We start from the raw sequence: 11,742 nt of genomic DNA, 5'->3' as shown, positions 1-11,742 counted from the left end.
CAATAAAAAAATGGCGATCGTGGCAGGAGTCGAACCTGCGACCACATGCTTAGAAGGCACGTGCTCTATCCTACTGAGCTACACGACCGATTAAGTGATAACTTTTATTTTAACACCTTAGAGTTTGATTAGATTAAGGGTTTTTAAAAATCACGTTAGCAATTTTGTAATCATCGATTTCAACTAGGCAGTAAGTCTTACCTTCAAACGAACGCGGGAAAGTAATTGAACCGGGATTAATCAAAGTTAAACCCTGGTAGTTTTCCCAAGCGGGAATGTGCGTGTGACCAAAAAAGACAACTGAAGCGCGATATTTTTGAGCAAACTGGGCTAGCGCCAATTGCCTACCTCCCGAGCGGTCAAAAACGGTGTGACCGTGACAAATCGCAATTCTTAGGTGGTCGAATTCAATCACTTCCTCTTCAACGCTAAAGTCTTGGTCGTTATTCCCTCCCACGTAAAAGTTAAACATGCTTTTAATTTCGGCCTCGCTCATTTGAGAGTCACCTAGGTGAACGCTGTAATCGTAACTCTCTTTTTCCAAAACTTTTTCCATCACAGCCTTATCGCCGTGGTTGTCGGAAATGACTAAAATTGTGAACATGTTATTTTTCCCCTAATCTCTCTTTAATAGCCCGAGCTAACCGCATTGGTACCACCTTGGTTAGCTGGTCAACTGAAGCGTTGTAAATGCTGGCGTAATCACCAAAATGTTCGAGGAGTTTTTTTTCAGTAGCAAGACCAATGCCTTTAATGCTAGTTAAAATCCCCTCCAAAGTAGTTTGTCTTTTGCGGCGGTGAATTACTTTGGCATAACGATCAACTTCAATTTGCATCCCACTTAAAAAATTATACAAATCAGATTTTTTGAGCTTAATTTTTTGTCCGATCGGATTAAGTAAATAATCGGTCTTGTGTTCGCGATTTTTACCCAGTGCCACGACCGGAACGCTCGGCAAAATGTTTTGGGCTATGTTTTGTTGAGCACGACCTCCGTCTACAATTAGTAAACTGGGTCAAGCGTTTTTACGCTCCTCATAGTGTTTGAATAAAAGTTGCTGCATGTACTCAACGTCGGCCTTTCTAGCGCCAGAAGTTAAACTGTATTTTCTAAATTTACGCGGCACTTTCACGCCCTCTTGGTAAACTACTACCACGCCGATTGGTAAAGTGTTGTTGGTGTGAGAAGTGTCAACTATGTCAATTTGACTAAGACTTTCAAGCCCTAGAATCGTTTGAAGATCTTGCAAAACTTTCTGTTTGCTTGACTGAACCAACTTAAACTGTTTTAATTTTTCCGCTAAATTATCCCGGGCGTTTTCAATCGCTAAGTCAACAATTTTTTTGTTGTTACCTTGGCGCGGAACGATAACTTGAAAATCGGTACTTTCAAAGTTTCAGTTGGAAAGTAGCATATCCGGTTTGAGGTTGGATTGGTAGTATTGACTGACAAACTGGCGAATGGTGTCGGGCGTGGGAGCGATTTTTTCGACGATTTTTTCGTAGCGCGATAGCAAGTTGCCTTGGCGGTAAAAAAGCATCGAAACGGCCAAGTAGCCCTCTTGTTCTAAAAAAACGACTACGTCGATGTTTTTCAAGTTATTAATCCGAGCCGTTTGGTGGTTTTCCAATGTTTCAAGCGCTTGAATAGTTTGCTTGATTTCATGGGCCATTTCATAGTTATGTTTTTCAGCCGCAATTTGCATCTTTTCTTTCAAAAATTTAACTAGGTGACTTGTTTGACTAGATAGAAGCTTTTTAATTTCTCGAAACTTAATATCTAAGGTGACCGAATCAAAATTGACAATCGGCAGACCTTTTTCATAAACGTACATTCTGTTTAAAAGATTAACGATTTTACGAACACCAAACCCGGTCGGAAAAGGCCCGTAGTAAAAAGCGTTTTTAGCGGCCTTCTGTGATCGAATTCGGTAAAGGGTTTTGATGGTTAAACCTTGAGTGCGTCTGACTTCAATGTAGGGATAGTGTTTATCGTCTAAAAGTTTGACGTTGAACTTCGGAAGATGCTTTTCAATGAAGTTTTTTTCTAAAATTAGCGCATCTCTTTCGTTGGGTGTGATGATGTAGTCAAAATCAGATATTTGCCTAACTAAGGCAGCGGTTTTATAAGAGTTAAGCATGCCTCGAAAATACTGCCGCATGCGATTGCGAAGATTCTTAGCTTTGCCAACGTATAAAATTTCGCCGATTTGATCTTTCCACAAGTAAATGCCTGGTTTAGCCGGAATGTGATCTAGTCGGCTTTGGTCCATCTTATGTCTTACCTCTAGGAACCACGAGACTAATCGCTTGTTTTAACTTTTCAAACGGCAAGTATTCATACCCGAGCAAATGAGCGTGGCCGTCTTTGACTAAGTAAAAAGCGGGAACTTTGAGCACTTTTCAAGAACCGGAATTTTCCCGGCCAAAAAGGGCGGCTTCTTGAGCGTCAACTTCAACAAAAGAAATCGGGTCATTAGCAAACTCTTTCTGAAGATCCCTCAAGATGGGCTTGGCCATTTTGCAATCACCGCACCACTCGGTCGTAAAGACCACGAGGTGAGTTCCCGTTTTAATTTCTTTTTGACATTCGCTTCAAGTTATTTTTCTCATTAATTCACCACAAAAACAATCACCGCGATTAAACCTGCCAAAATAAAAGTGTGAAGTCACATTGACATCCTAATTCAAAGACCGCCTATTTCGCTGTAAATAATTTGAAGAGTGGCGTTAAAAAATACGCCCAAACTAAGCGGATAGGCCAAGAGAGTTATTCATTTGGCTGGTGATAAGTTAAAATCACCGTAAAAAAGAAAGTAAAGCGAAAGGACAAGCGCTAAGTAAAAAGCAAAAGCTAGGCAATGAACTAGTAAAACAAACAAAGCCATTAAAAAATCAAGCGTTCCATACTTGTCGCGGTTAAACGTTATTCTTTTCATTGAAATGCAAAAATATTATAGAAGAAACGTGCCCAGTCTCTATTTTCTGGTTAGCTGCGCTTAAATTTGATTTTTTCCAATTTATCTAGTTTGGTAATCACTCCGCGCTCAATTAAACGTTTGCGGTGATCTTGGAAAGATTTTTTTCTTCGGTTGGGCATTTTGATTCCTTGCTAATTTAAGAAAGATTATAACAAAATTTAAAAAGGGTCATCAAAGGTCGTTTCTTCCTGAGTTAAGTCGCTAGTCGGTAAATTAGGCTTATCAACGACTAAATCCAGAGCGACTTTTTCGCCTTTAACAACTTGCTCAGAGCTGACTGAGTCGCCTTGGGTTGCGGCAATGGTTGCCACGGAAGATTTGGCAACTTTTTTGCGCTTAATTGGCTTAACTTTTAAAACCACCCGGTTACTTAGCAGTCGGTAATAAAGACCTCAAACAGAGCCTGTGAAAAGAATGGAAAAAGGTACCACCACCCATAAGATTGCCACCACGAAAGCGCCAACTCCAGAAAGTATCATGGCAAAGAAAGAGTAGAGAAAAACGCCAATTACGCCTCCGTTTGTGTTAGCCGGAAACCAAGCGTTCCAATTTCTAGTAAAGTCGAGAAACCACCTTTCAAAGGCGGTCCAAGTTTTCGGACCAACTGCGAATCATCCCGTTTCAGTTTGGTAGTAGCCCGAAGAAGCCGAAACAAACAAAATTGAAACCACCAAAACGCAGTAAGTGCTAGTTTTAATTTTGATTCACCTAGGCAGCACTAATCGTCCGCTGGTTAAGTAGCGCAGAGCGACGTAAATAACTAAGGCGTAAAAAAGCGGGTTGTAAAATCCAAGCATTAGGCCGACGGTGTAACCGTGAATAGTGGTCATGACGGGAATGTCTAAAAAAGCAAAAATTTGAAAACTAACCGCTACTATGAGCAGGCAAGTGCCAAAGATTTTTTGATCTTTTCACCACAAATAAGAAGTTTCTGTTTTTTGTTTTGGCATGGGTTATTCCACAATTATAGATTAACTAAAACGCTTACACTTCGTAAAAAGTTACTAAAACAATCGGAGTTTTTTCAATTAACCGGACTAGCAGTTTTTTGAGTCTTTTTCGCACACTGTTTTGAACCTCTTTCACATCCCACTTTTCGGCTTGTTCTACTTTTTGTTCTAGAACTTGCCAAGTTAAGAGGTTTAGCTCTTCAATCTTAGATTTACCTGCCACACCAACGAATTGGATGGAACTGTTTTCTCGAACAATTTTTTTGCTCTTAGGGTTAATTTGAATCGCGATGCTAACTAGTCCATTAGCCGATAAAACTTCGCGCTCCTTAATTACTTCGTAAGAAATGTCCCCGATGCCAAAACCGTCAATTATGACTTCGTCTTGCTCTTTAATCCGACCTTTTTGCGACACAAGTCGGCCGTTTTGAATTCAAACCACTTTGCCGTTTTGGAGAACAATTGAACGGTCAAGCGTCACGCCTTCTTGAGCGGCTAAGTTTTTAGCGACTACTAAGTAACGGTACAAAGCTGAAATGGGAATAAAATACTGCGGTTTTAAGACCTGAACTGTTTCGCGAATGTCTAAGTCAGCCGGACGCAGCGAGTAATAATCGCTGTAAGTTACCTCGGTGATATTGGCCGTTGTCATAGTAACTTTGTCAAGCATTTGGGTGTACTCAACTTCTAAACCATTAATCGGCGGCGCGATCATAACGATGCGATCGGTGCTTTTGAGTTTAAGATAAACATCGGCGCGCTCGGCAATTCGAACAAAACGCTGGTAAAGTCTTGACCAAGTGCCAGTGATGAGAACAACTGCGTTATCGTGTTTACTAATAGTGCGGTAATCTAAAATGCGGGGTTCTGATAAACTCGGGTTTTCCATTTTTAAAAAGTTGTAAAGAGTTTGGTAAGTTCTTCCGTACAAAACAACCGGGCGGTTATATTTGACGCACAGTTCAAGAACTTCTTGCAGCACGTACATTTCTTCGTCATAAGCACCGACGATAATTCTTTCGGTCGGAGATGCGCTGCTAAACTGGGGTTCAATAATTGGTACAACGCTTTTGTGCTCCGAAGAGCGGCCGTGAAAATTAGAGCGACGAGCATCTAACATGAGCGCTAAAATTTTTCGATTGGGTTGAGCGATGCGGTTTAAACTAGTTTTACCAAATTGACCAAGGTCGTCAATGATAAAGTTAGACATAAAAACAATGTCGCCGTCGGGCGTCAAAAACTTATAGCAGTAAGAGCCAACGATTGAATTAGCTACTTCAAAAGGCTCAACTTCTACAGAACCAAAATTCATCCGCTTGTTGATGACTTTAATCTCGTAGTCTTGGTGGTTAATTTTGTACTTTGAGATGCGGTCTTTGATAACTTTGCTAGTGAAGTTAGAGGCGTAGATTTTCACGCCCTTTAAATCCATAATCAACCAAGGAAGCGCGGCAAAAACATCGTCATGAGCGTGGGTAATGAAAATACCTTTAATTGATTTACGACGTTTGACTAAGTAGTCAAAACTTGGAATAATCCCGTCAATTCCGTAACGGTTATTAATGGGCACTTTAATACCAGCGTTAATCACGTAAATGTCACGATTAACTTCTAGAACGTAACAATTTTTTCCGTTTTCGTCTTGTCCACCGAGCGCAAATATGTTGATGTCAGCCATTTTGATTGAGTTCCTTTTGATTGAGAATTAAATTATTAGTGCTCAATTCTAGCAAAAGAAGAAGTGTTGTTCTTTCCGCCATTATATACAATAAAGTTAATTGTAGGTCAATAATTATCCCGGCCTGACCAAGTTAGTAACCGTTTGCTTTTGCGATAAACTAAGTAGAATACTCGTCTTTTTGCCAGAATCTTATCGTATAATAACTCTGCCTTAAATGGCGGGGTGGAGCAGTGGTTAGCTCGTTGGGCTCATAATCCAAAGGTCGCAGGTTCGAATCCTGTCCCCCGCTCCCATGGTCTAGTGGTAAAGTGGTTAATACACCTCCCTGTCACGGAGGAAATCGCGGGTTCGATTCCCGTCTAGACCGCCACGGCTCTGTAGCTCAGTCGGTAGAGCAACGGATTGAAGCTCCGTGTGTCCCTGGTTCGATTCCTGGCGGAGCCACCATATCACTTCCCTCACTCCTTGAAACGCAGGGGGTGTTTTTTTTAACAAAATTTGTCGTTTTACCAATATTTAGTTGGAGGTAAAACGCTCTAAATGAGTATCGAAAGTATTAACAAAATTCCGTACCGTGACAAAAAACTTCTGATCACTAAAGTTTGCTTGATGTTTAAGAAAATAAAAAATGCCCACAACATTTACGAAACAAAATTTAAACACTCCAACAACTTATCAGACTCGATGAGAAAACAAAACTTGCTCAACATTAAAACGATGTCAATTTTTGAAACGATTTTGTCTTTGCTGCGACGAGATTACGTTCAAATTTTAGAAAAAGATTTCATTGAAGTCGACCCTAATCCGCACTGGTATTTGCAACACTGATCTAAAACGACTTATTACAAACTAAAGCACGAAGCGATTGACCAATTTCTTTTTATGCTTTATGCTTAAAAATCCGCTCGATTTAGTCACAATTGAAGAAAAATTTCAATTAAAACCGTATGTTTTTTTGAAGGGCGGTTTATCTTGACCTTACCTAAACCAAATGAGCGAAGCCTCATGAATCAAACGAAATTTGGTTGATGACACTTTTGATGTCGACATTTATCTACACGACATTCCGATGGTAAAACACGGCGAGGGATCATCTTTTCTCAACGTTAACAACGCTTTTCAAATTAGTCAAGGTTTTAAAACCACATTTCCCAGACCCGTGTCAAGACACACTTACCACCGTAGTCAATTTAAAAACCAAAAACTAAGATCGTCTAAAATGATCGCTTTCGGACTCAGGCGCACTTACGTAAGTCAATCAATCCCAATTGATTACATTACTTACATACTAACTCCTCACTTTTACTACCCAGTTAACCAAAAAACGCTCTACCCTAACCAAGCATTACACTTAAAACTACCTAAAAAAATTGCCTTTACCATCCCTTGGGAAGATGGTCACGGCAGCAAACGGTTTAATTTTCAAACCGATAAATTGCGGCGCATTGTTCCCGTCAGCCAAGTTCAGTACAACCACATGGTAGTCGTGCCTGAAAAAATTAATCCTTGGAAAAACGCCGAAGTTTTAGCCCAGATTTACGTGCACAACGACGATGGGAGTTTGCCCACATTTGACCATTTTGTCCAAGTTGGTTCACTAAAAACCTCGGCTCTGAAAAGTAACCAAAAACTAATCACCTACTTTGAAGGTATAAGCCAACCAGTGCAAACTAATTTATCAACTCAGCAAGGTGACTTATCAACTTTCTTGGTCGGTCGTATTCTAACTTTTCAAACCACGTTTTACGACTACCAAGCTGGTGAAGTTAAAATCGGCCGCGATCCTAGCGCTCAAGTGGGTGACCAAGTACCCTGAAACTTTCAAGGTCTTTACGAACGGGAGCTTAAAACTTCACTCAACGGCGTTTATGATCAATTTACAATCGCTAGTGTTAACTGGATTGAAAAACCGATTTTAGATGCTTACTACGGACTAATTCGACTTTTAATCGCGGAAAACCTCGCGCCCAAAGATGAAATTAAGAAGACTCGTTATTTCAATCAGCGAGGACAAAAAACACTTATAGAGTATTTGAAGAAAAAAGGTCGACTTTTAAATTTAGAAATACTTAGGCGTCTCAGTGAAAAATAAGTTGCTCAAAATACTGGGAGCGTTAGTTCCTCTGAGCGTTTGCGTCGGATCGCTTTCGTTAATTTTGGTTTTAGTTTACTCAACCAAAAAGTCCGACTCTAACCAAGATCCAAAGGAAAAACTGATAACTTTTAAACCGGGCGTACTGCCGAGTTCCAACGAAGAAGTTTTCCCCAAGTTAAATAGTCAAGATTTTTATCGTCACCTAAGAATTTCTTCTTTGCAAGCAATTATTAGCGAATCAATGGTTAGCGAAGTGGTCGCTTACGTAGTGAGTCAAATTGAAATCGGCCAAAAAGATCGTCTCTGGTACGGAGTCAATCAAATTAGCCCGCAAGAAGTTGTGGTTGGTTTTGAATTAGAGCGCGAAAAAAAGCGGACCAGCCAAACTTACCGTCTCCGGGTTGAATAAACCTGCTTGGGCAGACTGGTATAATTAAGTCTATGAATGTTAAAAAAATGGTCTTTGAAAAATTGAAAACGCTGACAAACCAAAAGTTTGACACTAATTCCGAAGTGCTAGCGATCGGAATAGATTCGCTAGATTTGGTAGAACTAATTACTGACGTTGAGGAACAACTTAAAATTGCCATCTCAGACCAAGAACTAGAGAGCATTAAAACAATTGAAGATATCATCACAACGATTGAAAAGAAACTTCCTTCTCGTAAATAGTCATGGTATCAAAACAATTTGTTGAGCGAAAAAAAGAAAAGTTAATCAAGCAAGCGATCGCCTTAATTAAGAAATTTGACAAGGTGGCTTTGTTTCACCACGTTTTTCCCGATGGAGACACTTTTGCTTGCTCTTATGGTTTATGTTTAGCGCTCAAAATTCGTTTTCCCGAGAAAGATATCCGCCTAGTGGGAGATTACAAAGCGTTGAGCGAGCTGTTCCCGTTTTTAAAACTAACTAAAGATCGTTTTGTAGAAAACATTGATGAGAGTTGGCTAGCGATAGTTGGTGATGTGGCCGTTAAAAGTCGCGTCGCTCAGTTTGAGCAGTACCAAAAAGCGGGCCAAAAAGTTTGTTTTGACCACCATCAAAACAAGATTGATTTTCCCGTCAACGTTTACATTCATGACCCTAATTACGCAGCATCAGCTTTACAAGCTTTTGAAATAATTGATCGACTAAAAATTAAACTTGACGAACAAAGCAGTTTTTACTTGCTGATCGGTATTTTGACCGACACGGGTAATTTTGCTTACAGTTTAGCTGATCCCAAAGCGCCGCTTTATTATTCAGAATTACTCAAAAATGTCCACGACAAAACGCTTGACTTTTTCTTTAAAAACTTCTACTCCAAATCTAAGGAGTTTCTCCAAGCGCAAGTGGAATTTTTACAAAGTGCTCAATTACAAGGTAAGGTAGTTTACGGAGTAATTGACCAAAAATTTATTGAAAAATACCCGAAACTGCCACCTCAACGTTTTCTGTCAATGATCGCTAACGTAAAAGATTACCCAATTTGAATGCTATTCGTGTGATATCTTGACCCGGAAACCGGTCAAAAGTATTGAAAAATAAATTTCCGCTCCAACAGTATTAATTTAATTTCCCTGGCTAATCAATTTGAAGGAGGAGGTCACGCCCGCGCAGCTGGAGGCAAAGCGTCACTGGAAGAAAGTCCGCAAAAAATAGTTCAAAAAATTAACAAACTGCTTTTGGCGACTAAAAAAGTCGCTCTTGGCAACAAATAAATCGCACCAAGTAGGGGTATAGTTCAATTGGTAGAACAACGGGCTTCAAACCCGTGTGTTGTGGGTTCGAGTCCTGCTACCCCTGCCATTTTTTTAACGGATTATAAAAACCAATGGTTAACACGTTTGAATGATTTAGTAAGTCATTGGCAAATGCGCCGGTTGGAGTATTGCTAATTTGTTTAACGATTGACTTTTTATTGCTGCTCACGAGCGGTTTAATTACCTACCATCTTTTAAAAAAATGACGACTTGAAATTGTGGGCTACTTAGCAATCGGTTTTATTTTAGGCAAGAGCGTGCTAAATTTACTCAGTTATCCGCTAGTTGGGATGAAAGAAATAAGCAGTTTAGCTCAAAATCCACAGTTGGAATTTTTTGCTAAATTAAACTTGAGTTCCTACTTAATTAGTTTTGCTCTAGTTGTAGTGCTGCTAAAAGCAGGTTTAGGCATTAGCGTGCAAGTGCTCAAAAAAACTTGGCGCGACAGTTTTTTGCTCAGTTTTGTCCCCAACCTTTGCGAAGCGCTTGCGGTCATGATGCTTAGTCATTTTTTAATTAAATTACCTTGACTCGAATCGTGCATGTTAGGTTTTATTATTTCGGCCGTATCTCCTGCCGTGGTCGTGCCTTCCATGCTAAGAATTGAAAAAGAAGGTTATGGCACCCGTAATCACGTTAGTCAAATAGTTTTAACCGGGGCTAGTTTAGATGACATTATTAGCATTAGCGTCTTTGGGGCGACGATCGGAGTTTGAACCAAAGTCCACCAGCTTTCTGGTCATGCAACGGGCGGTTTAGCGAGTTTTTTGCCGACTTGACTGAGCGGAGCCGAGGAAGTGATTCGCTTTGGACTAGGCCTACTGATTGGACTCCTAGTCGGCCTTATTTTAGCCAAGTATTTTTTCAAAAATGTCCACCAAAAATTTAGTGTTGCGTTTTGCTTAAGTCTGCTGCTAGCGATGCTTTTTACTCTCAATTTTTGAGCGGGGGTCTTATTAATCGCTGGGACAATTACCGCTGTAGCAACTGGTTTTGCGATCAAAAACGTGAGCCCATCATTTGCAGAGCGCAGCGAAAAACCGCTCGACCGGATTTGGGAAATTGCTAAGATGTTGCTCTTTGTTTTGATTGCAGCTAAAATGGATATTCACCAAGCTGACATGCGACAAATTGCCTGAATTTTACCGATTCTTCTAGTTGGTCTTTTGGTTCGCAGTTTGGGCGTCTGACTTTGTTTAATTAAATCGCCATTGAATGCAAAAGAAAGGCTTTTTTGCGTTTTTGCTTATTTACCCAAAGCCACTGTTCAAGCAGCTCTAGGGGCGGTTCCGCTCTCGTTAGTAACCAACTCGGGCAACTCAATTTTGATCGTTTACGCCACAACCATTCTTTCTTACGCGATTTTTTCAATTTTAGTTACTGCTCCGCTCGGTTTAGTCTTAGTCGAAAATACTTACCGAAAATTGCTCGAATTCGGTTAATCTTTGATGTCTTTGCGGTGAGCCAAAACGCCTGCTACGCCAGGTCCAATGTGGTTAGCAATCACAGGAGGAAAAAGTTTCACGTGCGAAATCGTGAGATATTTTTGCGCAATTTGTTTCAGACGATCAATTTCAGGGTGGTTGCCGTGGTAAATCGAAAATTGGAAAGAAGAGCGGTTTTTGTATTCTTTGGTAATGATGCGAGAAATTTTTTCAAACGTTTTGTCAAAAACGCGACTTTTACCAAACTTTTCCAATTTGCCGTGTTCCAAAGCAATAATAGGCACAATTTTTAAGAGTTTAGCCATCGAAGCTAAAGCGGGCGAAACACGTCCTCCGCGCACTAACCAAGTTAAGGTTTTAGGAATAGCTAGTCCGAATTGTTGACTCGTTAGTTGATTGGCAGCCTCTTTAATTTTTTCCCACGAGACGCCCTTTTTAGCTAAGTCCAAAAGAATTTCGCAATCAGTCACGATTGAGTAACCGACTGCTTCCGAAGGCACGACAAAAACGTTATCCATTCCGGCGGTGTTATTAATTAAATTTTGGGTTTGAGCAGATAAATGTTTGGAAAGAGGATAAATCAGAACGTAGTCGTACTTAGCGGCAATTTGTTTGATCGTCTTTTCGACTAAACCAAGCGGGGTAGTGGCAGTCTTTACTTGCATCTCTAAGCGGATCATGCTGTAATACTGCTCAGCGGTTAAATCAATTCCGTCTAAATAATCTTTACCGTCAATTGTGGCGATGATTGGCAAAAAACCCCAACCTCTCGCCTCAGCCTCTTTTTGACTTAAAGCACAAGACGAATCAACGATAATCCCTAATTTCATGGCGAGTTAATTATACTT

Annotated in this window: 13 protein-coding genes and 5 tRNA genes; 10 read left to right on the top strand and 8 right to left on the bottom strand. The window is 40.3% G+C overall.

Going from position 1 to position 11,742, the window contains the following annotated elements; genetic code table 4:
• Positions 1 to 11 precede the first annotated feature (11 nt).
• From CSE00_RS01775 to CSE00_RS01745, 7 genes are all read right to left on the bottom strand, one after another.
• A tRNA-Arg gene (locus CSE00_RS01775) sits at positions 12 to 88 on the bottom strand.
• A 45-nt stretch (positions 89 to 133) separates the two neighbouring features.
• Positions 134 to 604, bottom strand: a complete 471-nt coding sequence (locus CSE00_RS01770; RefSeq protein ID WP_127942868.1) for a YfcE family phosphodiesterase — start codon at positions 602 to 604, stop codon at positions 134 to 136.
• A 1-nt stretch (position 605) separates the two neighbouring features.
• Positions 606 to 2,273 (bottom strand): GIY-YIG nuclease family protein, encoded by a 1,668-nt coding sequence (locus tag CSE00_RS01765; RefSeq protein WP_127942867.1) that lies wholly within the window; start codon positions 2,271 to 2,273, stop codon positions 606 to 608.
• Between the two features lies 1 nt (position 2,274).
• Entirely contained in the window at positions 2,275 to 2,613 is a 339-nt protein-coding gene (locus tag CSE00_RS01760; RefSeq protein ID WP_127942866.1) for a thioredoxin family protein, read from the bottom strand.
• The gene (locus CSE00_RS01755) at positions 2,613 to 2,939 is read right to left on the bottom strand and encodes a hypothetical protein (RefSeq protein WP_127942865.1); all 327 of its coding nucleotides are present in this window, start codon (positions 2,937 to 2,939) and stop codon (positions 2,613 to 2,615) included. Before CSE00_RS01755 ends, CSE00_RS01760 begins: the two co-directional genes overlap by 1 nt.
• A gap of 200 nt (positions 2,940 to 3,139) precedes the next feature.
• Positions 3,140 to 3,931: a hypothetical protein gene (locus CSE00_RS01750; RefSeq protein WP_127942864.1), complete on the bottom strand. Its 792-nt coding sequence runs from the start codon at positions 3,929 to 3,931 to the stop codon at positions 3,140 to 3,142.
• A 34-nt stretch (positions 3,932 to 3,965) separates the two neighbouring features.
• The gene (locus CSE00_RS01745; RefSeq protein WP_127942863.1) at positions 3,966 to 5,609 is read right to left on the bottom strand and encodes a ribonuclease J; all 1,644 of its coding nucleotides are present in this window, start codon (positions 5,607 to 5,609) and stop codon (positions 3,966 to 3,968) included.
• A gap of 219 nt (positions 5,610 to 5,828) precedes the next feature.
• Here CSE00_RS01745 and CSE00_RS01740 point away from each other — a divergent pair.
• From CSE00_RS01740 to CSE00_RS01695, 10 genes are all read left to right on the top strand, one after another.
• A tRNA-Met gene (locus CSE00_RS01740) sits at positions 5,829 to 5,905 on the top strand.
• Position 5,906: 1 nt separating this feature from the next.
• Positions 5,907 to 5,982 (top strand) — tRNA-Asp (locus CSE00_RS01735).
• Between the two features lies 1 nt (position 5,983).
• Positions 5,984 to 6,059 (top strand) — tRNA-Phe (locus CSE00_RS01730).
• Between the two features lie 93 nt (positions 6,060 to 6,152).
• Complete coding sequence (locus tag CSE00_RS01725) at positions 6,153 to 6,509, top strand: MG284/MPN403 family protein (RefSeq protein ID WP_127942862.1); 357 nt, start codon at positions 6,153 to 6,155, stop codon at positions 6,507 to 6,509.
• Positions 6,502 to 7,704, top strand: coding sequence for an MHO_1580 family protein (locus CSE00_RS01720; RefSeq protein WP_127942861.1), 1,203 nt, complete (start codon positions 6,502 to 6,504; stop codon positions 7,702 to 7,704). Before CSE00_RS01725 ends, CSE00_RS01720 begins: the two co-directional genes overlap by 8 nt.
• Positions 7,694 to 8,116 carry an MHO_1590 family protein gene (locus tag CSE00_RS01715; protein ID WP_127942860.1) on the top strand — a complete coding sequence of 141 codons (423 nt, stop codon included), beginning with the start codon at positions 7,694 to 7,696 and terminating at the stop codon, positions 8,114 to 8,116. Before CSE00_RS01720 ends, CSE00_RS01715 begins: the two co-directional genes overlap by 11 nt.
• A gap of 32 nt (positions 8,117 to 8,148) precedes the next feature.
• On the top strand, positions 8,149 to 8,379 hold the full coding sequence (locus CSE00_RS01710; RefSeq protein ID WP_127942859.1) for an acyl carrier protein: 231 nt from the start codon (positions 8,149 to 8,151) through the stop codon (positions 8,377 to 8,379).
• 2 nt (positions 8,380 to 8,381) lie between these two features.
• Positions 8,382 to 9,407, top strand: coding sequence for a DHH family phosphoesterase (locus tag CSE00_RS01705; protein ID WP_127942858.1), 1,026 nt, complete (start codon positions 8,382 to 8,384; stop codon positions 9,405 to 9,407).
• Between the two features lie 12 nt (positions 9,408 to 9,419).
• Positions 9,420 to 9,495 (top strand) — tRNA-Trp (locus tag CSE00_RS01700).
• A gap of 82 nt (positions 9,496 to 9,577) precedes the next feature.
• The gene (locus tag CSE00_RS01695; protein WP_161565535.1) at positions 9,578 to 10,891 is read left to right on the top strand and encodes a cation:proton antiporter; all 1,314 of its coding nucleotides are present in this window, start codon (positions 9,578 to 9,580) and stop codon (positions 10,889 to 10,891) included.
• Here CSE00_RS01695 and CSE00_RS01690 read toward each other — a convergent pair.
• A complete protein-coding gene (locus CSE00_RS01690) occupies positions 10,888 to 11,724 on the bottom strand; it encodes a DegV family protein (protein WP_127942856.1) in 837 nt (278 codons plus the stop codon). The two genes, CSE00_RS01695 and CSE00_RS01690, sit on opposite strands and share 4 nt — an antisense overlap.
• Positions 11,725 to 11,742 lie beyond the last annotated feature (18 nt).

The organism is Mycoplasma sp. ATU-Cv-703 (genome assembly GCA_004011965.1).
Lineage (GTDB): Bacteria > Bacillota_I > Bacilli_A > Mycoplasmatales > Metamycoplasmataceae > RYZV01.
The sequence above is the reverse complement of the archived record's forward strand: the minus strand, read 5'-3'. Positions and strand labels throughout refer to the sequence as shown.